Origin of the sequence: Arthrobacter sp. B0490, from assembly GCF_002929355.1 — a bacterium.
Lineage (GTDB): Bacteria > Actinomycetota > Actinomycetes > Actinomycetales > Micrococcaceae > Arthrobacter_D.
This window is the reverse complement of the sequence record NZ_PJIR01000001.1, coordinates 114,319-140,456: the sequence shown is the minus strand read 5'-3', so window position 1 is coordinate 140,456 and position 26,138 is coordinate 114,319. Positions and strand designations below refer to the sequence as shown.

21 protein-coding genes and 2 tRNA genes are annotated in these 26,138 nt (G+C 71.7%); 12 read left to right on the top strand and 11 right to left on the bottom strand.

The window, feature by feature from the left end:
* Positions 1 to 39: 39 nt before the first annotated feature.
* Positions 40 to 1,611 (top strand): methionine--tRNA ligase, encoded by a 1,572-nt coding sequence (metG, locus tag CXQ97_RS00680; RefSeq protein WP_104178932.1) that lies wholly within the window; start codon positions 40 to 42, stop codon positions 1,609 to 1,611.
* Positions 1,612 to 1,674: 63 nt separating this feature from the next.
* Here the strand turns inward: metG and CXQ97_RS00675 are convergent, their stop codons facing one another.
* From CXQ97_RS00675 to CXQ97_RS00650, 6 genes are all read right to left on the bottom strand, one after another.
* Positions 1,675 to 2,214: a hypothetical protein gene (locus CXQ97_RS00675; RefSeq protein WP_104178931.1), complete on the bottom strand. Its 540-nt coding sequence runs from the start codon at positions 2,212 to 2,214 to the stop codon at positions 1,675 to 1,677.
* A 31-nt stretch (positions 2,215 to 2,245) separates the two neighbouring features.
* A complete protein-coding gene (locus CXQ97_RS00670) occupies positions 2,246 to 3,934 on the bottom strand; it encodes an ATP-binding protein (protein WP_146069545.1) in 1,689 nt (562 codons plus the stop codon).
* An 80-nt stretch (positions 3,935 to 4,014) separates the two neighbouring features.
* On the bottom strand, positions 4,015 to 6,603 hold the full coding sequence (locus CXQ97_RS00665) for an FtsX-like permease family protein (RefSeq protein ID WP_104178929.1): 2,589 nt from the start codon (positions 6,601 to 6,603) through the stop codon (positions 4,015 to 4,017).
* Between the two features lies 1 nt (position 6,604).
* A complete protein-coding gene (locus tag CXQ97_RS00660; RefSeq protein ID WP_104178928.1) occupies positions 6,605 to 7,390 on the bottom strand; it encodes an ABC transporter ATP-binding protein in 786 nt (261 codons plus the stop codon).
* A 133-nt stretch (positions 7,391 to 7,523) separates the two neighbouring features.
* Positions 7,524 to 8,321 (bottom strand): response regulator transcription factor, encoded by a 798-nt coding sequence (locus CXQ97_RS00655; RefSeq protein ID WP_104178927.1) that lies wholly within the window; start codon positions 8,319 to 8,321, stop codon positions 7,524 to 7,526.
* Between the two features lie 89 nt (positions 8,322 to 8,410).
* Entirely contained in the window at positions 8,411 to 9,616 is a 1,206-nt protein-coding gene (locus tag CXQ97_RS00650; RefSeq protein WP_104178926.1) for a sensor histidine kinase, read from the bottom strand.
* A gap of 110 nt (positions 9,617 to 9,726) precedes the next feature.
* Here CXQ97_RS00650 and CXQ97_RS00645 point away from each other — a divergent pair, with 110 nt between their 5' ends.
* Both CXQ97_RS00645 and CXQ97_RS00640 read left to right on the top strand, forming a co-directional pair.
* Positions 9,727 to 10,779: a 3-isopropylmalate dehydrogenase gene (locus CXQ97_RS00645; RefSeq protein WP_104178925.1), complete on the top strand. Its 1,053-nt coding sequence runs from the start codon at positions 9,727 to 9,729 to the stop codon at positions 10,777 to 10,779.
* A gap of 97 nt (positions 10,780 to 10,876) precedes the next feature.
* Complete coding sequence (locus CXQ97_RS00640; protein ID WP_104178924.1) at positions 10,877 to 11,983, top strand: branched-chain amino acid aminotransferase; 1,107 nt, start codon at positions 10,877 to 10,879, stop codon at positions 11,981 to 11,983.
* 60 nt (positions 11,984 to 12,043) lie between these two features.
* Here CXQ97_RS00640 and CXQ97_RS00635 read toward each other — a convergent pair whose 3' ends face one another.
* Together CXQ97_RS00635 and CXQ97_RS00630 are read right to left on the bottom strand one after the other, a co-directional pair.
* The gene (locus tag CXQ97_RS00635) at positions 12,044 to 13,615 is read right to left on the bottom strand and encodes a bifunctional diguanylate cyclase/phosphodiesterase (RefSeq protein WP_104178923.1); all 1,572 of its coding nucleotides are present in this window, start codon (positions 13,613 to 13,615) and stop codon (positions 12,044 to 12,046) included.
* A gap of 433 nt (positions 13,616 to 14,048) precedes the next feature.
* Positions 14,049 to 15,089 (bottom strand): hypothetical protein, encoded by a 1,041-nt coding sequence (locus tag CXQ97_RS00630; RefSeq protein WP_146069544.1) that lies wholly within the window; start codon positions 15,087 to 15,089, stop codon positions 14,049 to 14,051.
* Between the two features lie 208 nt (positions 15,090 to 15,297).
* Here CXQ97_RS00630 and CXQ97_RS19710 point away from each other — a divergent pair, with 208 nt between their 5' ends.
* The 9 genes from CXQ97_RS19710 (at position 15,298) to CXQ97_RS00590 (ending at position 23,969) form a co-directional block, all read left to right on the top strand.
* Positions 15,298 to 15,438 (top strand): hypothetical protein, encoded by a 141-nt coding sequence (locus CXQ97_RS19710; RefSeq protein WP_181034931.1) that lies wholly within the window; start codon positions 15,298 to 15,300, stop codon positions 15,436 to 15,438.
* 202 nt (positions 15,439 to 15,640) lie between these two features.
* Positions 15,641 to 16,414, top strand: coding sequence for a fumarylacetoacetate hydrolase family protein (locus tag CXQ97_RS00625; RefSeq protein ID WP_104178921.1), 774 nt, complete (start codon positions 15,641 to 15,643; stop codon positions 16,412 to 16,414).
* Positions 16,415 to 16,495: 81 nt separating this feature from the next.
* Positions 16,496 to 18,004: a glutamate--tRNA ligase gene (gene gltX / locus CXQ97_RS00620; protein WP_104178920.1), complete on the top strand. Its 1,509-nt coding sequence runs from the start codon at positions 16,496 to 16,498 to the stop codon at positions 18,002 to 18,004.
* Positions 18,005 to 18,007: 3 nt separating this feature from the next.
* On the top strand, positions 18,008 to 18,811 hold the full coding sequence (locus CXQ97_RS00615) for an HAD family hydrolase (RefSeq protein ID WP_258062107.1): 804 nt from the start codon (positions 18,008 to 18,010) through the stop codon (positions 18,809 to 18,811).
* A 69-nt stretch (positions 18,812 to 18,880) separates the two neighbouring features.
* Positions 18,881 to 18,952, top strand: a tRNA-Gln gene (locus tag CXQ97_RS00610).
* A gap of 65 nt (positions 18,953 to 19,017) precedes the next feature.
* Positions 19,018 to 19,090 (top strand) — tRNA-Glu (locus CXQ97_RS00605).
* A 126-nt stretch (positions 19,091 to 19,216) separates the two neighbouring features.
* Positions 19,217 to 21,016 carry a dynamin family protein gene (locus CXQ97_RS00600; RefSeq protein WP_104178919.1) on the top strand — a complete coding sequence of 600 codons (1,800 nt, stop codon included), beginning with the start codon at positions 19,217 to 19,219 and terminating at the stop codon, positions 21,014 to 21,016.
* Positions 21,013 to 22,923 carry a GTPase gene (locus CXQ97_RS20035; protein ID WP_219815371.1) on the top strand — a complete coding sequence of 637 codons (1,911 nt, stop codon included), beginning with the start codon at positions 21,013 to 21,015 and terminating at the stop codon, positions 22,921 to 22,923. Before CXQ97_RS00600 ends, CXQ97_RS20035 begins: the two co-directional genes overlap by 4 nt.
* Positions 22,924 to 23,138: 215 nt before the next feature.
* A complete protein-coding gene (locus CXQ97_RS00590; protein ID WP_104178918.1) occupies positions 23,139 to 23,969 on the top strand; it encodes an alpha/beta hydrolase in 831 nt (276 codons plus the stop codon).
* Positions 23,970 to 24,000: 31 nt separating this feature from the next.
* On the opposite strand, the gene CXQ97_RS00585 is transcribed toward CXQ97_RS00590, so the two are convergent.
* The 3 genes from CXQ97_RS00585 to CXQ97_RS00575 all read right to left on the bottom strand — a co-directional run bounded on the left by CXQ97_RS00585 (position 24,001) and on the right by CXQ97_RS00575 (position 26,042).
* A complete protein-coding gene (locus CXQ97_RS00585; protein WP_181034930.1) occupies positions 24,001 to 24,648 on the bottom strand; it encodes an MBL fold metallo-hydrolase in 648 nt (215 codons plus the stop codon).
* 73 nt (positions 24,649 to 24,721) lie between these two features.
* Entirely contained in the window at positions 24,722 to 25,321 is a 600-nt protein-coding gene (locus CXQ97_RS00580) for a DUF1697 domain-containing protein (protein ID WP_104178916.1), read from the bottom strand.
* Position 25,322: 1 nt separating this feature from the next.
* Complete coding sequence (locus CXQ97_RS00575) at positions 25,323 to 26,042, bottom strand: IclR family transcriptional regulator (protein WP_104178915.1); 720 nt, start codon at positions 26,040 to 26,042, stop codon at positions 25,323 to 25,325.
* Positions 26,043 to 26,138: the final 96 nt, after the last annotated feature.

Sequence of the window (26,138 nt, the reverse complement as noted above, 5' to 3'; positions counted from 1 at the left end):
ACTTGGGTGAATCCGCACCGACCGGGGTAATTTCATAGGGTGACCTCCGCAGACGCAAAGCCCCCGTTCTACATCACCACGGCCATCTCCTACCCGAACGGCGTGCCGCACATCGGGCACGCCTACGAGACGATCGCCGTCGACGCCATGGCGCGCTTCAAGCGCCTCGACGGGTTCGACGTCATGTACCTCACGGGTACCGACGAGCACGGCCTCAAGATGCAGCAGGCAGCCGACCGCGAGGGCGTCCCGGTCCGCGAGCTCGCCACACGCAACGCGCTGGCTTTCCGGGACATGAACGACGTCGTCGGCACCTCCTACGACCGCTTCATCCGGACCACCGACGAGGACCACTATGCGGCGGCGACCGAGATCTGGAAGCGCATGGAGGCGAACGGGGACATCTACCTCGACAAGTACGCCGGCTGGTACTCCGTGCGCGACGAGGCGTTCTGGGGCGAGGACGAGACGGAGGTCCGCGAGGACGGCGTCCGGTACGCGAAGGAGACCGACACGGAGGTCACCTGGACGGAGGAGGAGAGCTACTTCTTCCGTCTCTCGGCCTACCAGCAGAGGCTGCTGGACCTCTACGAGGCGCAGCCGGAGTTCGGCGCGCCGCAGCCCCGCTTCAACGAGGTCATCTCCTTCGTGCGGCGCGGGCTCGAGGACCTCTCCGTCAGCCGCACCACGTTCGACTGGGGCGTCCCGGTCCCCGGCAACCCCCGGCACGTCATGTACGTCTGGGTGGACGCACTCACCAACTACCTGACCGGCGTCGGTTTCCCCGACACGGGGTCCGAGCAGTTCCGGAAGTTCTGGCCCGCGGACGTGCACGTGATCGGCAAGGACATCTCGCGCTTCCACGCCATCTACTGGCCCGCCTTCCTCCTGTCCGCGGGGCTCGAGGTACCCAGGCGCGTCATGATCCACGGCTTCCTGCACAACAAGGGCGTGAAGATGTCCAAATCGCTCGGCAACACGGTGGCACCGGCCGACTGGGTGGAGCAGTACGGCCTGGACCAGGTGCGCTTCTTCCTCCTCCGGGAGGTGCCGTTCGGCGCCGACGGCTCCTACAGCCACGAGGCCGTCGTCGGACGCATGAACGCCGACCTCGCCAACAACTTCGGCAACCTGGCACAGCGTTCGCTGTCCATGGTCGCCAAGAACTGCGGCGGCGCGGTCCCGCGGCCGGGTGAGTTCGCCCCGGCCGACACGCGGATCCTCGAGCAGGCGCACGCCCTGCTCGACGCCAGCCGTGCCGCGTTCGACCGGCAGGAGTTCTCGCGGGCGCTCGAGGCCGTCTGGGCGGTCCTCGGCGACACCAACGCGTACTTCGCCGACCAGCAGCCGTGGGTCCTCCGGAAGACGGACCCCGAGCGCATGAACACGGTCCTCTACGTGACCCTCGAGGTGCTCCGGGTGGTGGCCGTCCTCGCGCAGCCGGTCATGCCGGCCGGCGCCGGGCAGATCCTCACGGCCCTCGGCCAGGGGACGGCGGACGACGACGAGCGCCGCCTGTTCAGCGCGCTGGCCCGGCGGATCGAACCCGGTACGGTGCTGCCCGCGCCGTCGCCGGTCTTCCCGAAGTACGAGGAGCCTGCGGGGGCGTAGGACGGGGCGCGGTCGGTGGCCCGGACCGCGTCCCCGCGCGCGGCGACGTGTTCCGTCCCGGGATCAGTACCGCAGGAAGCGGGCCGGAGCCGTCTCGGTCATGACCCGCGCCACCGTGTCCTGCTGACGCTTGGACGCCTCGAGCAGCTGGACGAGGACCGGGTGGTTGAGGACGGCGTCCCCCGCCGTCGCCGATGCTCCCGGCGAGAGGGCCAGGAGCGTGGACCACAGCGCCTCCTTGCCCTTGAGCAGCGACTGCAGGGCCTCGAGCTCCAGCTGGGCGCCCGCCGAGGCCTTGCGGCGCATCGGGTTCAGGGGATCGACCCCCGCCACGACGGACATCGCCCGTGCGGCGGCCATCTTGACGACGCCCGGTCGGTGCCCCAGCGACTTGATCAGGCGTTTGAGGAAGGTCCGCTCCTCGCTGATCTCCTGCCGCAGGCGCTCGAAGTCCTGCTCGTACGGTGTCCCCGCCCAGGAGACGCGCGCGGCCTTGAACAGCCGGACGCCGTTCATGGCGCCCATCAGATGCAGGTCGAGATACGGCAGCAGGGTATCCAGGTCCAGCTGGCGCAGGGGGATGCCCTCCGAGGCGTGCGTCATGTGCGGTCCTTGTCGTCGATTGTCCAGCATGTCACCCTACGGCAGCGTGGCTCAGCAGCGGTAGCGTGATCACGACCGCCGTGCCGACCCCCAGGCACGATTCGATCGTGATAGTCCCGCGGTGCGCCTCGAGGGTCCGCTTCGCGAGGGACAGCCCGACGCCGGCGCCCGGCAGCGTCTGGTTGGCGTTGGACCCGCGATGGAACGAGTCGAACAGACGTGGCAGGTCGTCCGGCGGTATGCCGATGCCGGTGTCCCGCACCGCGACGACGACCTCGCCGTCGTCGGGCCGGTGCGCGAGGCCGACGGCGACGCTGCCGCCCCGCTGCGTGAACTTGAGGGCGTTGGACAGCACGATGGTGAGCGCGTCCGCGAGCTGCTCCCGGTGCCCCGAGACGGTCAGCGGCTGCTCCGGCAGGGTGCCCTCCAGCGTGATGCCGCCGGCCGCGGCCTCCAGGACGGCCCGGCCGGTGACCTGCGACACGAGGTGGACGATGTCGACCGGTCCGTGCTCGGACGCGTCCGTCTCGGGCGCCGAGAGGGCCGAGATGTTGTCGATCAGCCGGCTCAGCTTCGCGGTGTTGCGTTCCACGGCCTGCAGCATGGTGCTCGCCTCCGGCGGCAGTTCACCGCCGACGCCGTCGTTGATCATCTCGAGGTAGCCGGCGATGGACGCGAGCGGCGTCCGCAGCTCGTGGTTGACGGTACCGACGAAATCGCTCTTCGCCTGGTTGAGGGCCCGCAGCTTCCGGACCGCCTCGTGCTGACGCGTGATGAGCTGCGCCTGGATCAGGCCGTGGGCGAGATTGCCGAGGACGTGCTGGGTCAGGGAGTCCTCCACGCCCGACCAGGCCGGCCGGGACTCCTCCCGGATGATCCACAGCAGTCCGAAGGGCGTGTGCCCCTCGCCGAGGGCGGCCACGACCCCCTCCGCCGTCCGCCCTCCGAGGGCGTCGCCGAGCCAGGCGGGTATCTCGACGCCATCTGTCCCGGTCCCGGCCCCGGTGCCGAACCGGGCGGTGGTGGAGTCCTCCCACAGCCCGAGCGCGAGCCGGAGCGCTGCAGGCCGGTCGATGCCCTGCAGGGCGACGGACGGTGCCGAGGTCCCGGCGTCCGGCGTCCAGCTGCTGCTGCGGGCGGACACGCGATCGTCGTCGAACACCTGCAGGGCGAGGTGGCGGGCACCGAGCGCGCCGCCGGCGGCGGGCAGGAACTGGTCCACCATCACCGCCGGATCGTTCGTGGCCCGGATCCGGGCCGAGATCCGGCGCATCTCCTCGCGCAGGCGTGCCGAGGACGCCCGCTGGGCGAGGGTGCGCCGCCGTCGGGAGATCACGGCGTCGGTGCGGTGCAGCAGCTCGCCGGCGTCGACGGGGCGGAAGACGACGTCCGTGACGTAGGCGGCGAGGTGGCCGGGGACGGTTTCGGCACCACCCTCCGGGAGGAGGAGGATCGCGGGGATGCCGGCCAGCCCGGGATGTTCCGCGACGACGCCCGCGAGGGAACCGGCGTAGTCGAGGGCCGTGTGCAGGTCCACCAGCAGGACGTCGGGTGGCGTCGAGAGGACCTCCTCGAGGAGCGCCTCTCCGGTCCGGACGGCCGTGCAGGAGTACCCGCCGTCCGCGAGGATGCCCCGCAGGGCGTCGCGGTCCGCGGCCGATCGTGACGCGACCACGGCGAGTGCCCCGCCGCGCGTCCCTGCTGCTTCTTGCCCCGCCACGGCGTCCCTCCGACTCTTTCGCTGCGACGCTCAGTGTATAGGTCGCCGCGTCGCGGGAGGGGAGGACGCCGGGCCGGTCGTCAGTCCGCGGCGAGCCCGGCCACCGGGGAGAGCCGGGCCGCCCGCCGGGCGGGGAGCACCGAGGCCAGGAGTCCCGCCGTGAGGGCCACCAGGAGGACGGCACCGATCTGGTCGACGGGCACCGCCGGACTGACCGGGGTGATGCCGCCCAGGGCCGACTGCGCGCCGAGCCACCCGTACAGGATGCCGAGCCCGGAGCCGAGCAGGGCCGCGACGCCGGCGAGGAGCACCGCCTCGACGGCGAGCATGCCCCGCAGCTGTCCCCGGGTGAGGCCGAGGGCGCGCAGCAGCGAGTTCTCGCGGCGCCGTTCCAGCACCGAGAGGGACAGCGTGTTCGCGACCCCGATGAGCGCGATGAGGACGGCCACGGCGAGCAGGGCGGTGACGATCAGCAGCATGACGTCGATGATCTCGTGGTATGCGACGCGTTCGATCGCCGGGCCCGTGACGCTGTACTCCGTGACGCCCGTCGCGGCGACGATCTGCGCCTGGACCTCCGTGATGCCCTCCGCGTCCAGCCCGTCGGCGAGCCTGAGCCAGAAGGTGGGACCCACGGCGGCGGCGAAGGCGGCGGCATCCGCCGGCGGGGAGGCGCCGTCGCCGGCCGGTTCGCCCAGGTAGGTACCCAGCGCCTCCGGCGGCGTGCCGCCGAGCCGGTCCGCCGTGGCCCGGGTGATGAGGGGCTGGAAGAACGCGGCGTCCGTCGCCGTGACGGGCAGGGTGGCGGGCCCGTTCCCGCCCTCGAGTGTCACGTCGGCCTGCTCCCACGTCTGCGGAGCGAGCACCAGGCCGTCCTCCAGCCTGACGCCCTCGGCGCGGAGCACACCGGCGACCTCGTCGGCGTCCGCCGCGTACACCAGCTGGGCGCCGTCCTCGGTGCTCGTGAGCAGCACGGGGGTGAGCTCGACGGCGGTCTGCACGCCGTCGACCTGCAGGAGCGTGGCCGCGTCGATGCGGGACGGCGCGGGGACACCGCTTGCGGGTCCGGGCGTGGCGGGGAGGGATCCCGGGACCCTCACCTCGAGGTCGACCGCGTAGTTCCCGTCGAGCTCGCGGTCGAAGGAGGTGCGGGCGGTCTGCGCCCCGACCATCATCATCGTCACGAGGGTCACGCCGACGAGCAGCGCCGCGGAGGACGCCGTGGTGCGGGCGGGGTTCCGGACGGCGTTCACCGACGCCAGCGTGCCGGGCACGCCCAGGGGGCGGGCGAGCCGCCCGACCGCCGCGACGCTCGCCGGGATGAAGAACGGGGCGAGCAGCACGACGCCGAGGAAGGAGACGGCTCCTCCCAGGACGGCCGGTCCGATCGCCGCGGCATACGCGCCCGCCAGGAGGAGGGCGACGCCGAGGAGCAGGGCGGCGACGCCCAGGCCGAGCCGGACCCTCCCGCTCCGGCCGGTGGCGCGGACCGGGTCGGCGGGACGGAGCGCGGCGAGCGGGGCGACGCGCGTCGCGGCACGCGCGGGGACGAGGGCGGCGAGGAGCGTCATCAGCACCCCCACCGCGACACCGGTGACGACGGCGGACGGTGGGACGGCCAGGACGGCGAACGAGCCGAAGTCGGTCCCGCGTGCGAGGCCCACGAGGGCGGCCATCACGCCCACCGCGAGGAGGACGCCGAGCAGGGCACCCGCCAGGCCCACGACGGCTGCCTCGACGAGCACCGCGGCACGGATCTGGCGTCGCTCGGCCCCGATGCAGCGCAGCAGGGCGAGCTCCCGCGTCCGCTGTGCCACCAGGACGGAGAACGTGTTCGAGATGACGAGCCCGGCGACGAGGACGGCGACGGCGGCGAAGGCGAGGAGGATGCCCGTGAGGGCGTCGTTGCCGTTCGAGAGCTGTGCGACGTCGGCGAGGGTCTGCTCGGCGGCCGTGCGGACAGTGAGGCCCGGGGAGTCGGGGAGGTCGCTCCCGAGGGCCGCGGCGACGGCGGAAGCAAGTGCTCCGGTGTCGGCGTCGGGGGCGAGGGCGAGCTGGACGTTGCGGACGGCGGGCTCGCCGCCGGTGAGCTCTCGGACGACCTGGGCCGATGCGAGGACCTGCACCGACCCCGAGAGGGTGGGATCGGCACTCGGCCGGGTGAGGCCGGTGACGGTCAGGGCGCCGCCCAGCGTGGCAGCCGTCCCCGTCCCGTCGCCGACGGCCACGGTGTCGCCGGGCGCGACACCGAGCCGGGTGGCGGACTCCTCGTCGAGGGCGACCTCGCCCGGGCTTCGCGGGTACGAGCCGCGCGTGACCTCTGCCGTCTCCAGGCCGGCCGGAGCGGTGGCCGTGAAGGCGGCGAGGGAGGTCCGGGAGCCCGTCGCGAGCGGGCTGTAGGCGCGTTCGAGCCCATGCGCGGTGTCCACGCCGGGCACGGCGGCCAACCGGTCGACGACGCCGGCGGGGAGGTCCGCGCCGTCCTCTCCCGTGACGACGAGGTCGGCCTTCGCGTAGGCGGCGCCGATGCTCCGGCCGAGGCTGGCGTTGGTGGTCGCGCCCACCATGAGGGTCGCGGAGAGGAAGGCGACGCCGAGCATCACGGCGAGGCCGACGGCGACGAAGCGGCGGGCATGGACCCGCACCTGTGCGAGGGCCAGCTGCAGCACGTCAGGCCCCCAGCGTCGCGAGTGCGTGGAGGATGGCGTCGGGCGTCGACTGCTCGAGCTCGCCGACCAGGGCGCCGTCCTTCATCAGGACCACGCGGTCGGCGTAGGAGGCCGCCACGGGATCGTGCGTGACCATGATGATGCTCCGACCCATCTCCCGGCAGCTGCGCCGCAGCAGGGACAGTACCTCGGCGCCCGTCGCGGAGTCGAGGTTGCCGGTGGGTTCGTCGCCGAAGATGACATCGGGTCGCGTGAGCAGGGCGCGTGCGACGGCGACCCGCTGCTGCTGGCCGCCGGAGAGCTCGTGGGGGCGGTGGGACAGCCGGTCGGCGAGGCCCAGCGAGGAGGTGATCTGCTGCAGCCACGCGGCGTCCACCGTGCCCCCGGCCAGCGCGACCGGCAGGGTGATGTTCTGCTCCGCGGTCAGGGTGGGTACGAGGTTGAAGGCCTGGAACACGAAGCCGACGCGTTCACGGCGGAGCCGCGTGAGCTCGGCGTCGGGAAGACCCGTGATGTCGGTCCCGCCGATCCACAGGCGCCCGGTGTCGATGCTGTCGAGCCCCGCCAGGCAGTGCATGAGGGTGGACTTGCCGGACCCGGACGGACCCATGATGGCGGTGAAGTGTTCCCGGGCGAAGTCGACGGAGACGTCGCGGAGCGCGTGGACGGCGGTCTCGCCGCGGCCGTAGCTCTTGGACACGCCGCGGGCGGCGACGGCGCCGTCGGTCGGGGCCGGGTGGGTGGGGACGCCGGGCGCACCGGCGGGGAGATTCGTGGAGGTCGTCATGCTTCCACGCTAGGGATCGCGCCCGCCGGGCGGATCGGCGCACGGACCGGGATGGACGGGCGCGGCCCTCCTACCGGGGGATGAGCCGGAGGCTCCGGGCGTACGACCGGCGGGGCCGGCGGTGGTCCGGCCGTCAGGGCCGGACCACGCCCGTCGCGTACGCCAGCACGACGGCCTGGACGCGGTCGCGCGCCTCGAGCTTCGCGAGGATGTGGCCCACGTGTGTCTTCACGGTCGCCTCGGACAGGAACAGCTGCGCTGCGATCTCCGGGTTCGACAGGCCCTGCGCGATGAGGCCGAACACCTCGCGCTCACGGGGCGTCAGCCGGGCCACTGCCTCGGCCTGCGCATCCTGCGCGGCGGAGGGCCGGCGCAGGAGCGGGGCCACGTGGTCCAGCAGGCGCCGCGTGGTGGAGGGCGCGATGACGGCGTCGCCCCGGTGCACCGTCCGGATCGCCTCCAGCAACTCCTCGGGTGGTGCGTCCTTGAGCAGGAACCCGCTCGCCCCGGCGTGGATCGCGGCCAGTGCGTACTCGTCGAGGTCGAACGTCGTCAGCACCACGATCCGCGGCCCGCCCTCCGCGCCGCCGGTCGCCGAGCCGTCACCGGCGAGGATGCGGCGCGTCGCCTCGATGCCGTCCATGCCCGGCATGCGGACGTCCATCAGGACGACATCGGCACGGGTGGCCGCGAGGGCCCGCACCGCCTCCTCGCCGTTGGCCGCCTCACCGACGACCCGGAGGTCCGATTGCGAGTCGATGAGCATGGCGAAGCCGCTGCGCACCAGGTGCTGGTCGTCGACGATCACGACCCGGATCGGCGCGGCGACCACGCCGTCCGCCGGCACGGAGCCGTCGTCCCGACCGGTCGGGCGTTCGGTGCTGACCGGGCCGCTCGTGCCGGTCGTGCTGGTGCTGGCCGTACTGTCCATGGTGGTCCTAGCCTTTCCTGGTCCCCGGTGTGCTCCGGCGCCCGGTCGTCGCCGGCCGCCGTACGTCGTGGCCGCCCGCCGCTCCCAGCCTAGGTCTGCGTGTAGGGGATGAACGCCTCGACGCGGTAGCCACCGCCCGTGCGCGGCGCCGCCGACACGGTGCCGTCGTAGAGGCGGACACGCTCCGTCATCCCGATGATCCCCTGGCCCGTACCCGCCGTGGCGGGATCGGGGGCGGCACCGCGGCCGTCGTCGTCGACCGTGATGCCCAGTCCGCGCGCGCCGAACTCGAGGGTCACCTCGGTGGTCGTGTGCGCCCCGGCATGCTTGAGGACGTTCGTGAGGGACTCCTGCACCACGCGGTAGGCGGTCAGCTCCGCCCCGAGGGGGAGCGGCTTGCGGGGGGTGCCGATACGCCGGCAGGCGACCCGCACGCCGGAACGCCGCACCGACTGGAGGAGGGAGTCGACGTCGTCCAGCGTCGGCAGCGGCCGGGTGGAGGCCGTCTCGTCGCCGCGCAGCACCCCGAGCAGCCTCCGCATCTCGCGCAGCGAACCCCGGCCGGTCTCGGCGATGGTGCCGAGCGTCTGGACGGCGAGATCCGGCGCCTGTGCGCTCGCGTACCGTGCGCCGTCGGCCTGCGTGATGATGACCGAGAGGGAGTGCGCCACGATGTCGTGCATCTCGCGGGCGATATGGCTCCGCTCGTCGGCGGCCGCGAGGTCGCGCTCCTGCTGCCGCTCCACCTCGAGCCGCCGCGTCCTGTCCTCGAGCGCCTGGTAGGTGCGACGGCGCGCCCGCGCGAGGTCGCCCGTCGTCCACGCGAGCAGCACGAGCGCCTCGACGAAGAACAGCACGATCAGGTACAGCGGCACGGAGGTCAGCACGGACGCCGTGCCGCCGATGCCGATCAGGTCGCCGAACCGCACGAGGCCCACGGCCGAACCGACGAGGGCGAGCGTGAGGCCTCCCAGGCTCGCCCACCTCGGACCGTACGCGGCCAGCGTGTACAGGGTGATCAGGACGACGAACTGCGCCGGGACCGGCTGGATGCCGAGGACGAGCTGCAGGACCGAGACGCCGGCGATGATGCCGGCGGAGAGCAGGAGCCGCGAGCGTCGCCAGATCAGCGGGACGACCACGGCCGCGGACGTGGCGACGACGCCGGCGTATCCGTCGGTGCCGCTGGCGGCGAAGGGCAGGACCAGGAGGACGAGGATCACCAGCGCGAGGCAGACGTCCAGCGTCCCCGGGTGCGTGCGTACCCAGCGCGCGAACCGCAGGTGGATGTCCATGGCAACCAACTCTAGGTGCGGCACGGTCGGCGCACATCCGACCGTGGGGGGAGCCGTCTCAGCCTGCGGACGGATTGTCGCCGGACCGGGCGCCTTCCTACGCTGGGACCATGACCGACGCACCGCACCGCATCGACATCGCCGTCATCCCGGGAGACGGGATCGGCCCCGAAGTGACCACCGAGGCGGTGAAGGTGCTGCTCGCTGCCGTCGGGAAGGACGTGGACGTCGCCCTGACCGAGTACGAGCTCGGAGCCGAGCACTGGCTCGCCACGGGGGAGACGCTGCCGGACGCGACGCTCGAGCGGCTGCGGGGCCACGACGCGATCCTGTTCGGGGCGGTCGGCGCAGCACCGGGTGACACCCTCGTGCCGTCCGGGCTCATCGAGCGCGAGTTCCTCCTGAAGCTGCGCTTCTCGCTGGACCACTTCGTGAACCTGCGGCCCACCCGGCTGTACGCGGGGGTGCCCAGCCCGCTCGCGGACCCGGGCGTCGTCGATTTCGTCGTCGTGCGCGAGGGGACCGAAGGCCCGTACACGGGCAACGGCGGGACGCTGCGGGGCGGTACCGACCACGAGGTGGCCACCGAGGTGTCCCTCAACACGGCGCACGGCGTGGAGCGCGTCGTCCGGGACGCGTTCCGGCGCGCCGCGGCACGCCGCGGGAAGCTGACCCTCGTGCACAAGCACAACGTCCTCGTCTACGCGGGGCACCTGTGGAAGCGGATCGTGGAGGCCGTCGCGGTCGAGTTCCCCGCCGTGGAGCACGACTACCTGCACGTCGACGCCGCAATGATCTTCCTCGTCACCGACCCCTCCCGCTTCGACGTGATCGTCACCGACAACCTGTTCGGCGACATCGTGACGGACCTCGCGGCAGCGGTCTCGGGCGGGATCGGGCTGGCCGCGTCCGCGAACCTCAACATGGACCGCACCGCACCGTCCATGTTCGAGCCGGTCCACGGATCGGCGCCCGACATCGCCGGCCGGCAGATCGCCGACCCCACCGCCGCGATCCTCTCCGCGGCCCTCCTGCTCCGCCACCTCGGGCTCGAGGCCCACGCGGCCAGGATCGAGCAGGCCGTCGAGACGGACATCGGCTCCCGAACGGGAGCACGCACCACGGTTGCCGTCGGCGATGCCATCGCCGCTGCCGTGTCCTAAGGTGGTTACACATCATTAACCCAGTGCCGGAGCACTGACCACCGACGGACGACGGCGGCCGCGCCGCGCGTGCAGTCCGTTCGAGCGCGGAGGAACCATGACAGCCACCGAAACCCAGTTCACCCAGCACCTGTCGACCCGCCGCACGCCGGTCGAGGAGCGGGAGGCGGTGCTGGCGAACCCGGGCTTCGGCAACTTCTTCACCGACCACACCGCCATCGTCGACTTCAGCGTCGACGAGTCCGGCGTGGGGGGCTGGCACAGTGCGCGCCTCGAGCCCTACGGACCCATCGCCCTCGACCCGGCGGCCGCCGTCCTGCACTACGGCCAAGAGATCTTCGAGGGCATGAAGGCGTACCGCCACGCGGACGGATCGGTGTGGACGTTCCGGGCCGATGCCAACGCCGCACGCCTCAACCGGTCGGCCGTCCGCCTCGCCCTGCCCCAGCTGCCCGAGGAGCTGTTCCTCGAGTCGCTGCGCCAGCTCGTCGCCGCGGACCAGGACTGGATCCCGTCCGGGGACGGCGAGAGCCTGTACATCCGGCCGTTCATGATCGCCACCGAGGCGTTCCTCGGCGTCCGCCCGGCGCGCGAGGTGTCCTACCGCGTGATCGCGTCCCCAGCGGGCAACTACTTCGGCGGAGAGGTTCGGCCTGTCGACATCTGGGTGTCCCGCAACTACGCGCGGGCAGGGCGCGGCGGCACCGGAGCGGCGAAGGCGGGCGGCAACTACGCCTCGTCCCTCGCCGCGCAGCTGGAGGCGGAAGCCCACGGCTGCAAGCAGGTGCTGTTCCTCGACCAGTTCAACGACAACGCGGTCGAGGAACTCGGGGGCATGAACGTCTTCTTCGTCTTCCGCGACGGATCCCTCGTGACCCCGGCCCTGTCGGGCACCATCCTCGAGGGCGTGACGCGGTCCTCGGTGATCCAGCTCGGCCGCGACCGCGGCCTGGACGTCGTCGAGCGCAAGATCACGCTCGACGAGTGGCGCGACGGTGTCGCCACCGGCGACATCACGGAGGTGTTCGCGTGCGGCACGGCCGCCGTCATCACCCCCATCGGACGCCTGCGCGACGGCGACGAGTACATCGGGACCGCGGACGGAGCGGCGGGCGAGGTCACCATGTCGATCCGGAGCCAGCTCCTCGGTATCCAGACCGGAGCCGTGGAGGACACACACGGCTGGCTGGTGCGGCTCGTCTGAGGACCTCCCGACGGCGCCCGACCCTTCCGGGGCGGGCGCCGTCGCCGTGTCCGGGATGGATCAGCGGGAGGCTGCCCGCTCCGGGCCGTCGATCTCCTCGCCGACCCGCAGGTGGCGTGTCGTGGCGAGGAGCACCCCTGCCTCCTCGGCGGGCATGGGTCGGCTGAAGTAGTACCCCTGGCCGCTCGCGCAGCCCAGTTCCCTCAGCTGGTTCGCCTGCTCGCGTGTCTCGATGCCCTCGAAGACGGCCTCGAGGCCGGCGGCCCGGATGAGCTGCAGGATCGCCGCGACGAACTCCAGCTGCCCGGGCCTCGTGTTGAGCTCCACGAGCAGGGAGCGGTCCACCTTCACCATGCTCACGGGCAGCTCCCGCAGGTAGCTGATGGAGGAGTACCCCGTCCCGAAGTCGTCGATCTCGATGCCGACGCCGAGCTGCTGCAGGCTCAGCAGCGAGTACATCTCCACCTCCCCGCGCGTGACGATCGCCGTCTCGGTGATCTCGACCACCAGGTTGCGCGGCGGCAGGTCGAGCTCGCGGAGCAGGGTCCGGACGGAGTCGACGAGGTCGAGCTGCTTCAGCTCGACCGCGGACAGGTTCACCCGCAGCTGGAAATCGTCGTCGAGGGGGAAGTCCCGGCGCCACTGGGCGAGTTGGCGGAGCGATGTGGACATCACCCAGCGGTCGAGGTCGTGGATGACCCCGATCTCCTCGGCGAGCGGGATGAAGGTGTCCGGCGGGATCAGGCCGCGCAGCGGGTGCTGCCACCGCACCAGGACCTCGACGCCGAGGATCCGGTTGGTGGCGAGCTCCACCACCGGCTGGTAGTGGAGCACGAGCTCGTCCGAATTGATCGCCCCCCGCAGTTCGGTGGCCATCTGGCTGCGGAGCTGCCGTGAGTACAGCATCACGGGTTCGAAGACCTTGATGATGCTGCGACCCTCGCGCTTCGCCGCGTACATGGCCGTGTCGGCGTCGAGCAGGAGTTCCTCGGCCGTCTGGTCGGCGGTGCCGAGGCGCACCCCGATGCTCGCGCGCGCGTGGACGTAGAGAGAGTCGAGACGGATGTGCTCGTTGAGGACCTCCAAGGCCCGGCGTGCCACGTGCATCGCGGTGTCCATGGTCGCGCCGGGCAGGAGGATCGCGAACTCGTCGCCGCCGAGACGGGCCACGACGTCGCTCTCGCGGACGACGCTGTTGAGGCGGGCGGCCACCTCCTGCAGCACCCTGTCACCCGCGTCGTGGCCGAAGCGGTCGTTGACGTTCTTGAAACTGTCGAGGTCCAGGAGCAGCAGGGCGGGGGGAGGGGTCCCCCGGGTCGCCTGGTTCAGGGCCTCCTCGATGGCGTCCATGAGGGCCACCCGGTTGGCAAGGCCCGTGAGGGCATCCGACATCGCCATCTTCATCATGTCGAGGTGGGCCTGGCGGAGCATCGCGGTGCGGCTCTCCACGCGCTTCTCGAACTGCTCGTAGACCTGCTCGAGCTCCTCCGCGAGCAGGTTCACGCCGGTGATCACGGCGTCGACCTCGTCCCTCGCGCTCGAGGGCTCGATCCGGCTGCTGAGCTCTCCCCGTGACAGTCGGACGATGCTCTCCACGAGCATCGCCAGCCTGGGGTCCTTGTGGGCGCTCATCGGGTCCAGCGTACATTCCGGGTGCCGCTACCCGGACGCCGGAGGGCTGTGTGGTCCGTACGGACCGAGACCGTCGTCATGCGCTGCCCCCAGGCTGCCGGCGTCGAAGAAAATGAGGTGGAGGACGCGCCGGCCGGGGCCGGTGAGTCAGTCGCGCGGCGGGCAGGCAGGCTCTGCGCAGCCCTGGTCCGCGTGACGGGGAAAGATTAGCACTGAGCACAGCCGCTGCCGGGGTCGACGTGCCGCACCCGACGCGGTGGCACCTCGGCGAACGGCCGGCGCAGGGAAGAAGCCCCGACCGGGGTGGGAGTAATGGGGGAAAACGCCCAGCCCGATCGGGACCCGAGGATCAAATTACGCGACGGTCATCGGCCGCCGCGCCCGCGTGTCCACACGCGATTTCGCTTGACAATCCGGGAGGAGCCTCTCTTGCTCAGCCCGGCACGTCCTGGGCTCCATGGACGAGCGCCCGGGCCGCCGAGGCCCTGTCCTTGGCCCCCGACTGGAGGAACAGTCCCTCGCTCACGCGGAAGTTCGCATCGGCCCTGGCGGAATCTCCCCGCGCCGACAGCGCCTGCCCGAGGAGGAAATGCGCATCCGCTGCCGTGTGCGTCGCGAGCAGCTGCTTCTGCCCGATCACGCCCTTGAGCTGCTCGATGGCGGCGTCGTACTGGCCCGTCAGGACCAACCACTGTCCGCGGGTCAGCTTCAACTCGAGGCGATCCCGTTCCGTTCCACCGACGATCGAGCTCGCCAGTTCCGCGCGTTCGATGCACTCGAGTGTCTCGGGTGCGACGACGCCCGCCTTCAGCCTCAGCGCTGCCGACGCCCTGTTGAAACGTGCCCACAGATCGAGGTCGTTGCTGGGGGAGAGGTTCTTGGCGGCAAGCCCGTGGTAGGAGACCCCCTCGGGGATGTGCCCCAGCAGGAAGGCGACATTGCCGATCGCCCAGAACGCCATCCCGGTCGTCTGGCTGCTCGGTTCGGGACGCAGGAGCGCATCGAGGGCCAGGCATTCCTGCCAGGCGAGCTCCAATTGGTCGCTATCGGCGAGAGCCGCGATGAGCGCGTTGCGCGCCCCGACCTCCACCTTCACGTCATCCACGTTGCCCGAGGCATCGACGACGGCCTGCCTGGCGGCAGCGACCGCCGGTGCCAGCTCGCCGGTCCCCTGCAACGCGAGGGAGAGGAGGGTGGACACCCTGGCGCCTAGGGCTTTGGACTGGGCCGTGAGGTGATGCTCGGCCAGTACCTCCGCGACGCCGCGCGCCTCATGGACGAGTCCCTGTTTGCGCAGGCATTCCGAGATGAGGAAGGTGGCATTCCACCAGCCGAGTTCGTCTCCGGCATCCCGCGCAGCGGATGCAAGCTCTTCCGCAAGGCGTTGGCCGGCGACGTAGTCCCGTTGGTCCCAGGCATCCCGAGCGCGCAGCTCGAGCAACAGCCGTTCGCCCGCAGCTTCCTTGTAAGTCATCGCCACCTTCAGCTCTCCGGATCGATTGGCTGCTTCGCCCATTATTCGGGTTGCGGGGCCCTTGGGCCATCCTTTGGAAAACTTGAGGAAAAAAGTTCCCGGTAAGTGTTACCAAAGTGACTGGTGTGGCTTATGATAATTACTGAACCGCTCGTGGTATGGGGGCGGGTTCCACTACACTGTCAATCGAGCCCAAAGGACAAAAACCATGAAGCGTTTCACCTCCGCATTCCTCCTTGCAACCCTCCTCGTCACCGGTGGCGCGGCAGCCGCGAACGCCGCTCCCGCCAAGGCCGGCGTCGTCGCACCCGTCTCCTCGCTGGACCGCATCAACAACTGGCCCGGCTAGGCACCTCCGGTCGACGCGGCGATCCGTTCCGGACGCCCCGAGGCCGTACCTGCGCGCCACGGATACCGCGGGCACCCTCTTTTGGGGAGGGAGTGCCCGCGGTATCTCCCTTTAAGCCGATTCCATCCAGCGCGTCGAGCCGATTCCGTCCCGCGCGGCGGACCCACGCCCCGGAGGAAGGGGTCACGCTAGGCTTGGCGGCATGCGAATTGCACGCTTTGTCGTAAATGATGACCCACTGTTCGGCGTTGTGGAAGGCTCCCCCGGGAGCGAGGAGGTCGCCGTCATCCATGGTGACCCCTTCTACGGGGGAGTGCAGCTGACCGGCGCACGGCACGCGCTCGAGGACGTCCGGCTGCTTGCTCCCGTCATCCCCCGCAGCAAGGTCGTCGGGGTGGGGCTGAACTACGCCGACCACGTCCAGGAGATGGGTGGCGCGACACCGGCCGCGCCGCTGATGTTCCTGAAGCCCAACACATCGGTCATCGGTCCCGGCGACCCGATCATGCTGCCGTCCTTCTCGGACCAGATCTCCTACGAGGCCGAACTGGCCGTGGTGATCGGCCGGATCTGCAAGGACGTCCCCCTCGAGCGCGTCGACGACGTCGTCTTCGGTTACACCTGTGCGAACGACCTAACCGCACGCGACGTGCAGAAGACCGACGACCAGTGGGCCCGTGCCAAGGGATTCGACACGTCCTGCCCGATCGGCCCGTGGATCGAGACCGACCTCGATCCCGAGAACCTGACCATCCGCGGATCGCTCGACGGCGACCTCCGCCAGGACGGTTCCACGAGCGACATGATCTGGGGGGCCCGCGAGCTCGTGGCCTACGTCTCGCAGGCCTTCACGCTCCTGCCGGGGGACATCATCCTGACCGGCACGCCCGCCGGTGTCGGCTTGATCACCGACGGCCAGCGCTACGACGTCGACATCGAGGGCATCGGCCGCCTGTCCAACCCCGCACGCCGCTGACGCATCCGCCGTCGTGACCGTCCGTCCGGGGCGCGACGGCGCGCGGCCGGCCCCGATGCTCCCGCCTAGACTGGGGACATCATGACTATTGCCGCAGAGCTCCCCACCGTCACCGATGTCACGCCCGTCCGGGTCCGATTCTGTCCGTCGCCGACCGGCACCCCCCATGTGGGGCTGATCCGGACCGCGCTGTTCAACTGGGCGTACGCGCGCCATACGGGTGGAAAGCTCGTCTTCCGCATCGAGGACACCGATGCCGCGCGTGACAGCGAGGAGAGCTACCAGCAGCTCCTCGACGCGATGACCTGGCTGGGCATCGACTGGGACGAGGGTGTCGAGGTCGGGGGACCCCACGCGCCCTACCGCCAGTCGCAGCGCGGCGATCTCTACCAGGACGTCATCGAGCGGCTGGTCGCGGCGGGCCACCTCTACGAGTCCTTCTCCACGCCCGAGGAGGTGGAGGAGCGGCACCGTGCGGCGGGCCGCGATCCCAAGCTCGGGTACGACAACCACGACCGCACGCTGACCGGGGAGCAGAAGGAGGCCTTCCGGTCCGCGGGTCGTCCCGCCGTCCTGCGCCTGCGCATGCCGGACGAGGACATCACCTTCACCGACCTCGTGCGCGGCGACATCACCTTCCGGTCCGGCAGCGTGCCCGACTTCGCCGTCGTCCGAGCCAACGGCGCGCCCCTCTACACGCTCGTGAACCCCGTGGACGACGCCCTCATGGGGATCACCCACGTGCTGCGCGGCGAGGACCTGCTGTCCTCCACGCCACGCCAGGTGGCCCTCTACCGCGCGCTGATCGACATCGGCGTCGCCCAGTACATGCCGCTGTTCGGCCACCTGCCCTACGTGATGGGCCAGGGCAACAAGAAGCTGTCCAAGCGGGACCCCGAATCGAACCTGTTCCTCCACCGGGAACGCGGCTTCATCCGCGAGGGGCTGCTCAACTACCTGTCCCTGCTCGGTTGGAGCCTGTCCGCGGACGAGGACATCTTCTCCGTGGAGCAGCTCGTCGAGAAGTTCGACGTCCGCGACGTCCTCGCCAATCCCGCCCGCTTCGACCTGAAGAAGGCCGAGGCGATCAACGGCACGCACGTGCGGCTCCTCGACCCCGCCGAGTTCCGCAGCCGCCTCCTGCCCTATCTCGCCGCCGCCGGGGTCATCGGCGACCCGCCCACGGACGAGGAAGTGCGCATCGTGACCGCAGCTGCCCCGCTCATCCAGGAGCGCATCACGCTGCTCGGCGAGGCACCGGAGATGCTCGGCTTCCTGTTCAAGGCCGACGACGCCGTCGACATCGCCGACGACGCCCGCAAGGGTCTGCCGGAGAACCTCGGCGAGGTGCTCGACGCGACGCTCGACGCCCTGCAGGGCGTCGACGCGTGGGACGCGGAGTCGCTGCAGGCGGCCCTCCGGGGAGCGCTCGTCGACGGCCTCGGCCTGAAGCCGAGGCTCGCCTTCGGGCCGGCACGCACCGCCATCTCCGGCCGCAGGATCTCGCCCCCGCTGTTCGAGTCCATGGTGATCCTCGGCCGCGACTCCTCGGTGGCGCGCCTGCGCGCCCTCCGCGCGACGGCGGGCTGAGCCGTGCACGCTCCGGTCGGGGGATCACCGACCCCGGACGCGGGCTCCGCCCCGGAGGGCGTGCTGTTCGACATCGACGACACGCTCGTCGACCTCGAACAGGCCATGGGCCACACCCTGCAGGCCATCCCCGATCCGGCGCTCAGCCACCTGGGCGACGACGACTGGGTCCGCTACAAGGCGCTGTACACGACCGATCCGCAGCGGCACTACGACCGCTTCCTCGCCGGAGAACTCACCTTCGAGGAGCAGCGCGTGCACCGCGTCCGCCACGCACGGGCGGTCTTCACCCCCGAGCCGTTCCTGGGACGCGTGGCCGAGGCGTGGGTGCGCGCGTACGAGCAGATGCTCCCGCACCACTTCCGGGCCTACGACGACGTCCTGCCGCTGCTGGACGAACTCGATGCACGCAGGATCCCGTACGGGGCGGTGAGCAACAACGTGCACGACTACCAGCGGGCGAAGCTGGACCGGGCCGGACTCGGGCGCGTCCGGGTGCTCGTGGGTATCGACACGGTCGGGGTCGCCAAACCGGACCCCGCCATCTACCGCGAGGGGGCCCGCCTCATCGGCACCGCGCCGTCGCGCACCCTGTACGTCGGCGACAACAGGCTGGTGGATGCCGTGGGAGCACGGGACGCCGGTCTGCTCGGCGTCTGGCTCGACCGGACCGGGACCGGCCGGGGCTCCGGCGTCGACTCCGGGACCGGCGCGGTCCCTCCGGGGAGCCCGGGCGAGGACGCTCCCGAGGTGCCCCGCATCGGCGACCTGGTGGCCGTTTTGCAGTTCCTGCCTCCTGTCCGGTAAAGTTGTTTCTCGGCGCGGAGCGGTTGCGCGGCCGGAGCCCAGCACGATCGGGTCTCCGAAAAGCGCCCTTGGGGTATGGTGTAATTGGCAACACACTGGTTTCTGGTACCAACATTCTAGGTTCGAGTCCTGGTACCCCAGCGCAGTCCCGTCCTGTACGGGGAGGCACGAGCAGTAAAGAAGTAGTAGTAATATGGAAAAGTACTGGCCCCATCGTATAGCGGCCTAGTACGCTGCCCTCTCACGGCGGTAACGCGGGTTCGAATCCCGCTGGGGTCACACCTGGAACGTCCCGGACATCACGATGTCCGGGACGTTCTGCTTTCCCGGCCAGGTCCGGCATCCCCGGAGAGCCCTCCCCGCGGACCGTCCCGGGCGACGGCGGACGACTGGCATGATGGACCCATGAGCGCACCCTCCCCGGCCGGCGATGCCCGCGCGCTGCCGCCGCTGCTGCGGGACGTGAACGGAGCGCTCGAGAATCTCGCGTTCCCCCTGGCCCTTCCCTCCTCGGCCGACGCGCGGGCTGCGACGAAGTCCGCACGCGCCCAGCTCGACGACTACATCCTCCCGCGGCTGGCCAGCCTCGACGCGCCCCTCGTGGCCGTCGTCGGCGGCTCGACCGGGGCGGGCAAATCCACGCTGGTCAATGCCCTCGTCGGCCGGCCCGTCTCCGCCACGGGCGCCGTCCGCCCCACCACGCGCCAGCCGCTCCTGCTGCACCACCCGGACGACGCGGCATGGTTCGACGATGCCCGTGTCCTGCCCTCCCTCGGCCGCGTGCGCCTGGCAGGCGACGACGGGGGAGGCGGGCCGCCGACCAGCAGCCCGGCACCCGTGCAGCACCACGCGACGACGGACCCCGGGAAGGACACGCTGCTCCTGCGACCCACGTCGACGCTGCCGGTCGGCCTGGCCCTCCTCGACGCCCCCGACGTCGACTCGATCGCCGACGAGAACCGCCGCCTCGCCGGCCAGCTCCTCGCGGCGGCGGACCTTTGGCTCTTCGTGACGACGGCCAACCGCTACGCGGACGCCGTGCCCTGGAAGCTGCTGGCCGAAGCCGGACGACGCGACGTGCTGGTGGCCATCGTGCTCGATCGCGTACCCCCGGGCGTCGAGGAGGAGATCAGGAGCGACCTGATGACCCTCCTGTCCGCCCAGAATCTCGGCCACGCCCCGATCTTCGTGATCCCCGAGCTTCCCCTCGGATCCGCACGCATGCTGCCGGCGGACGCCGTCGAGCCCATCACCCGGTGGCTGCACGCCCTCGCCGTCGACGCCGAGGGACGGCGGGACATCGCCCGGCGCACCGTCCAGGGTGCCATGCGCGCGCTCGCGGGACGCATGGACGGGATCGCCGAGGCGGCGAGCCAGGAACAGGCGATCGGGGACGAACTGCGGGCGGCGGCGGACGGCGCGTACCGCGAGGCACTGCGGAGTGTCCTCGCGGCGACGGAGGACGGCAGGCTGCTGCGCGGCGAGGTGCTGGCACGCTGGCAGGACTTCGTCGGCACCGGCGAGTTCATGCGGGGGCTCGAGTCGAGGATCGGGCGGGCACGCGACCGCGTCAGTGCGTTCTTCACGGGGCGGCCCGCGCCGGCCGCCACCGTCGCGGACGCCATCGGCAGCGGGCTGCAGACCGTCGTCGTCGAGCAGGCGGCGCGCGCCGACGAGTCCACGCGGCGGCGGTGGCGGGCCGACGCGGCGGGCCGGTCGCTGCTGGAAGGCCTCGCCCCCTGGCAAGCCGACGAGGTGTCGGCGGACGTCGCGCGGGAGATCCGCGCATGGCAGGAGGACCTGCTGCTGCTCGTCCAGGCCGAGGGCGCCGACAAGCGCTTCACCGCGCGCATGCTCTCCTTCGGCGTCAACGGGATCGCCGTCGCGCTGATGGTGGTGGTCTTCGCCTCGACCGGCGGACTGACGGGCGGCGAGATCGGCATCGCCGGCGCCTCGGCCGTCGCCGGGCAGAAACTCCTCGAAGCGGTCTTCGGCGACGACGCCGTGCGCCGCCTCACCGCCACGGCCCGTGAGGACCTCTCCACGCGCGTGGAGGGGCTCTTCCGACAGGAGCGGGAGCACTTCGACCGCAGCCTCGAGCCGCTGGCCCGGCAGACGCCGGCGGAGACCCTCCGGGTCCTCGCCAGCCGACTCCGCACGGCGCTGCCCCCCGGGCGGTTCCCCGGGACCGGGGACGGCGCATGAGCCGGCACCGGGAAGCGACGGCGGAGACGCCGCTCGCCGAGGCACTCACCGACGCCCTCGATCACCTGCAGGCGGCCTACGAGCTCGGGAGGGACCGGCTGCCCGAGGACAGCCTCTCCCGCCTGCACGCCACGCTGGATCGCGCGGGCACGCGGCGGTCGCTGTCGGCGGACCACACGGTCGTCGGGATCTTCGGACCCACCGGCAGCGGGAAATCGTCCCTGGTGAACGCACTCAGCGGCACCGACGCGGCGCGGGTCGCCGCCCGGCGCCCCACGACCTCCGAACCGCTCGCCCTGGTCTGGGGACGCCTCGGGAGCGATGAACTCCTCGACTGGCTGGGCGTCAGCCAGCGCGTCGAACTGCCCGACGGCGCCCCGCTCGTCGCAGGCTCGGCAGCCTCGGCCGGTGGCGCCGGTGGCGCCGGTGGCGCCGGTGGCGCCGGTACGACCGGAGCCGAGCCGGGCGACCGGGCCCGGGCCGACACCCCGGTGCCCGCCCTGCGGGAGGACGGAGCCGGTACCGAGGGCGGCGCGCGCTCCGTGGAGGTCCGGGCCGACGCTCCCGAGCGGGGCCGGCGCGGGCTGCTGCGCTGGCGGCGGCGCGGCAGCTCCGCGCCCGCGGTCCGGGAGTCGACGGCGCCCGTGTCGGCCGCCGTCGAGCCCCCGACCGGTCCCGGGCTGATCCTCCTCGACCTCCCGGATTTCGACTCGACGGCCCTCGCGCACCGCGAGATCGTGGAGCGGCTCACGGGGCAGGTCGACGTGCTGCTCTGGGTGGTCGATCCGCAGAAGTACGCCGATGCCGCGCTCCACCACGGATTCCTGCGCGGCCTCTCGAACCACGACGCGGTGACCCTCGTGGCACTGAACCAGGCCGACCGGCTCCAGGCACAGGACCTGGGGGCCGTCACCGCGTCCCTTACCTCCATCCTCGCGGGGGAGGGGCTGCAGGACGTCGCCGTCGTTCCGGTGTCCGCACTGACGGGCCGCGGGGTGGAGGACCTGGCCGAGGCGATCAGGGGCCTCGCGGAGAGCCGTGTCGCCGCCACCCGGCGGATCGCGGCCGACGCCGCGCGTGCCGCGGACGAGCTCCTCCCCTTCGTGGCGGCGGAGCAGGTCGCCGGTCCGTCGGACGACGCCAGGGCCGCGCTGGCGCGTGGCCTGGGATCAGCGGCGGGCGTGCCCGTCGTGGTGGACGCCGTGCGGAACTCCTACCGCCGTGACGCCCACGCCGCCATGGGCTGGCCCGTCACCCGGTGGCTGGGGAGGTTCCGGCCGGATCCGCTGCGGCGACTGAACCTGCGGCGCCAGGACGTCGTGCCCGAGGTGCGCCGCTCCTCGCTTCCCCTCGCCCAACCGGCCCAGCGGGCGAAAGTGGACCAGGCGCTGCGCGTCTTCGGGGACGAGGCGGCCCGCGGGGTCGCCGAGCCCTGGCACACCTCCCTCCGCGACACCGCCCGAGGTACCGCCGACGACCTGACGGACGCGCTCGACTCGGCGGTCACGGGGGTGGACCTCGAAACCGGACGGCGTGCCTGGTGGGGGATCTTCGGCGTCCTGCAGTGGATCGCCTTCGCGGCACTCGTCGCAGGGCTCGCCTGGCTCGGCGTCCTGGCCGTGCTCGGCTTCCTCCAGCTGCCCGCCATCGACGTCCCGCGCGTCGAGGGCTTCCCCGTACCCACCCTGCTCATCCTCGGAGGCGCGGGAGCGGGCATCGTGCTGGGCGTCGTCGCGGCGCTGCTCGCGCGGTGGGGGGCAGCCCGGCGGGCGGCACGCGTACGACGGCGGCTCCTGGACGCCTGCGCCCGCGCTGCGGAGGGTGTCGTGGTGGCCCCCATGGAGGGCGAGGTGGACCGGTGCAACAGGTTCCGCGACGCCGTCCTCGCAGCCCGTCGGGGCGCCTGAGCAGATCACTCGCGGGCTGCCCGTACCGGCCCGGTCATATTCGCCGCCGGGACGAAATGTAGGCGGCACCCGGCTCCCGGGGTGTCGCGCGGGCCGACAATGGAGGCCCGAGCCGGAGGGCAGGGAGAACGGCGGTCGCCGGCGTGCCACGCACGCCGTGACGATCGCGCCGACGCGCACGGGATACCCGGAGTCCACGAGCGATTGGATCGATCATGCCCACAGAACGTCCTGACACCATCGTCCTCATCCACGGGTTGTGGATGACCCCGCGCAGTTGGGAAGACTGGATCACCCACTACGAACGCAAGGGGTACCGGGTCCTGGCGCCCGCGTATCCGGGCTTCGAGATCGAGGTCGAGGCACTCCGCCAGGATCCCGACGTCATCGCCCGCCTCACGGTGCCCGAGACGGTGGACCACCTCGCCGCGGTGATCCGGTCCCTCGACACCCCGCCCATCCTCATGGGCCATTCCTTCGGCGGGACCCTGACGCAGCTCCTCGTCGCACGCGGGCTCGGAGCTGCCGCGGTCGCCATCAACTCGGCCCCCACGGAGGGGGTGCGCGTGACCCCGCCGTCGCAGCTGCGGACCTTCTTCCCGATCCTCAGCCATCCCAAGTACCTGCGCCAGGCCTTCGCCTACACCCCCCAGCAGTTCCACTACGCCTTCACGAACACCCTGAACGAGGAGGAGTCGTCGATCGTGTACGAGCGGTACCACATCCCCGCCCCCGGGAACTGGGTCTGGGCCTACGGACTGCTCGCGAACTTCAGGCCCGGCCGGCAGGAGACCTGGGTGGACTACTCGCTGGACGACCGCGCGCCCCTGCTGTTCATCGCCGGAGGCAAGGACCACATCATGCCGCCGTCGGTCAACAGGTCCAACGCCCGGCACTACCAGAAGTCGGCGGCTCTCACTGACTTCCACGAGTTCCCGGGCCGGTCGCACTGGACCTGCGGCGAACCCGGCTGGGAGGAGGTCGCCGACTACGCACTGGACTGGGCGTCGCAGAACGCGGGCCGCTCGAACGTCTCGGCGGGCTGACGCTCCTGCGGACCGGCAGGAAGCGTGCGGGTCAGCTGCTCCGGGGCGCGACACCGGCGACGGCGTCGTGGCCCGAGCAGACCCACTCCACGGAGCCCGAACGGATGCGCTCGGCCAGCAGCCGGACGGTGCCGGCCGCGGTGGGCTTGTCGTCGATGAAGAGCGCCAGGAAGTCGCTCAGGTCGCCCTCCGCGGAGACCCTGGCTGCATCCCCGGTGAACAGCACACCGCGCCACTGGTACGCGTAGTGGCCCGGGGTGTGGCCGGGCGTCGGGAAGTACGCGAGGCCAGGGAAGACCTCACCGGATCCGCCCAGTTCCTCCGCGCCGTCGGGGAGCGCCACGGGGACGAGTCTCTGCAGCACCCTCCGGAACACGGTCCGTGGCCGGGTGCGGCCGCGGAGGATGTCCGCGTCGGCGGCACCGATCCAGACCGTCGCGCCGAGCGCCTCCTGGAGCCGTCGCGCCGCCTGTGCGTGGTCGAGGTCGTAGTGGGTGAGGACGATGTCGGTGATCGGCCCCGTCGTCGCCTCGTCCGCGCGGAGCTCGGCGATCACGCCGTCGAACCCGGAGGACAGGCCGGGGTCGATGACAGCGGCGCGGCCGGCGCCCGCCACGACGAAGCCGTGCGAGCCCTTCTGCTGGTCGAGCTGGTAGCAATCGTCGGCGATGAGGCGCATGGGTGTCCTTCGGCTGGTCCTGCGGGTCCGTCCGAACAGTACCAAGGCCGTGCGGCACCCGGCAGGGCCCCGCTCACGCGAGGAGGCGCAGCACCTTGTCCACGGTGTTGATGTTCCGGGTGGTCGACGTCTCCGCATACCGCGCCCGCGCCAGGAGGCGGGCGATCGGCACATCCGTGGACTGCCCCTTGGGGGAGGACCACGCGATGGCGGTGCGGCCCGCGAGGACCGCGGGGTGCAGGTCGCCGGCGTCCTCGAGGAAGGCCGCGAGGTCGTCGGGCCCGGTGAACAGCGTGACATAGGTGTGGACGGCCGGGTCGATGCCGGTGTCCGTGCGCGCGTCCGCCGGAGGCTGCGCGACCGATGCGGCGATCGCCCGGAGGTCGGCGTGCGCGACGACGATCACCCGGGCCGCGTACCTGAAGTGCCCGGTCAGGGCCTCCTCGATGCTGTTCTTCAGGCCGAGGGGATCCAGGGAGGAGGAACAGGTGACATTGCCGCTGGCGAGGACCGTCGCGACATCGCTGACCGGGAGGCCGGCGAGCAGGTCGCGGAGCTCGGCCATCTTCACCTTCACGCCACCTACGTTGACGCCGCGCAGGAAGACGGCGTACCGCCGGCCGGGCGTGGCGGTGGAGGGGGGCGGCGTGCCGGTCGGCAGGTGGGCCGCCATGTCAGTCGGACGCCGATCCGACGGCCAGCGTGAGCTGCCGCGCGGCGTCCGACACGACCTCGGCGTGGATGCGCCCTGGCTGCCGGGTGAGGCGTTCCATCGGGCCGGAGATCGACACGGCGGCGATCACCCGCCCGGAGGGGCCGCGCACGGGTGCGGAGACCGACGCCACGCCGGCCTCGCGCTCGCCGAGGCTCTGGGCCCATCCACGGCGCCGGACGCCGGCGAGTACGGTGGGGGTGAAGCGCGCGTTCTGCAGGCCCATGAGCAGGCGGTCGTGGTCCTCCCATGCGAGCAGGCACTGGGCCGCCGACCCGGCTTTCATCGACAGCTGCGTCCCGACCGGGATGGTGTCCCGCAGCCCCACGGGCCGCTCGGCCGAGGCGACGCACACGCGCCAGTCCCCCTGCCGGCGGAACAGCTGCGCGCTCTCGCCCGTCGCGTCGCGCAGCCCGAGCAGGACCGGACCCGCGGCGGCGATGAGGCGGTCCTCGCCGGCAGCCGAGGCGAGTTCCACCAGTCGGCTGCCGAGCACGAAGCGCCCCTGGATGTCCCGGCCCACCAGGCGGTGGTGTGCGAGGGCCAGGGCCAGCCGGTGCACGGTGGGGCGGGCCAGTCCTGTCGACGCGACGAGCTGGGCGAGCGTGGTGGGGCCCGCCTCGAGGGCGTCCAGTACCAGCGCGGCCTTGTCGATCACGCCGACACCACTAGAATTGTCCATAGGATGATACTGACGTCTCATTATCTGAGACGCAAGCCGACCGGCTGGCCCTCGCCGACGGGCGCTGGTTGAGTGGATGTCACCAATGGTCCTGCC

Bases quoted from the DNA above. Each gene is read 5' to 3' on its own strand.
- CXQ97_RS00675 (WP_104178931.1), bottom strand. From the start codon at position 2,214: ATGACGCACGCCTCGGAGGGCATCCCCCTGCGCCAGCTGGACCTGGAT.
- CXQ97_RS00660 (WP_104178928.1), bottom strand. From the start codon at position 7,390: ATGACGACCTCCACGAATCTCCCCGCCGGTGCGCCCGGCGTCCCCACC.
- CXQ97_RS00655 (WP_104178927.1), bottom strand. From the start codon at position 8,321: ATGGACAGTACGGCCAGCACCAGCACGACCGGCACGAGCGGCCCGGTC.
- CXQ97_RS00650 (WP_104178926.1), bottom strand. From the start codon at position 9,616: ATGGACATCCACCTGCGGTTCGCGCGCTGGGTACGCACGCACCCGGGG.
- CXQ97_RS00645 (WP_104178925.1), top strand. From the start codon at position 9,727: ATGACCGACGCACCGCACCGCATCGACATCGCCGTCATCCCGGGAGAC.
- CXQ97_RS00640 (WP_104178924.1), top strand. From the start codon at position 10,877: ATGACAGCCACCGAAACCCAGTTCACCCAGCACCTGTCGACCCGCCGC.
- CXQ97_RS00635 (WP_104178923.1), bottom strand. From the start codon at position 13,615: ATGAGCGCCCACAAGGACCCCAGGCTGGCGATGCTCGTGGAGAGCATC.
- CXQ97_RS00630 (WP_146069544.1), bottom strand. From the start codon at position 15,089: ATGACTTACAAGGAAGCTGCGGGCGAACGGCTGTTGCTCGAGCTGCGC.
- CXQ97_RS19710 (WP_181034931.1), top strand. From the start codon at position 15,298: ATGAAGCGTTTCACCTCCGCATTCCTCCTTGCAACCCTCCTCGTCACC.
- CXQ97_RS00625 (WP_104178921.1), top strand. From the start codon at position 15,641: ATGCGAATTGCACGCTTTGTCGTAAATGATGACCCACTGTTCGGCGTT.
- gltX (WP_104178920.1), top strand. From the start codon at position 16,496: ATGACTATTGCCGCAGAGCTCCCCACCGTCACCGATGTCACGCCCGTC.
- CXQ97_RS00600 (WP_104178919.1), top strand. From the start codon at position 19,217: ATGAGCGCACCCTCCCCGGCCGGCGATGCCCGCGCGCTGCCGCCGCTG.
- CXQ97_RS20035 (WP_219815371.1), top strand. From the start codon at position 21,013: ATGAGCCGGCACCGGGAAGCGACGGCGGAGACGCCGCTCGCCGAGGCA.
- CXQ97_RS00590 (WP_104178918.1), top strand. From the start codon at position 23,139: ATGCCCACAGAACGTCCTGACACCATCGTCCTCATCCACGGGTTGTGG.
- CXQ97_RS00585 (WP_181034930.1), bottom strand. From the start codon at position 24,648: ATGCGCCTCATCGCCGACGATTGCTACCAGCTCGACCAGCAGAAGGGC.
- CXQ97_RS00580 (WP_104178916.1), bottom strand. From the start codon at position 25,321: ATGGCGGCCCACCTGCCGACCGGCACGCCGCCCCCCTCCACCGCCACG.
- CXQ97_RS00575 (WP_104178915.1), bottom strand. From the start codon at position 26,042: ATGGACAATTCTAGTGGTGTCGGCGTGATCGACAAGGCCGCGCTGGTA.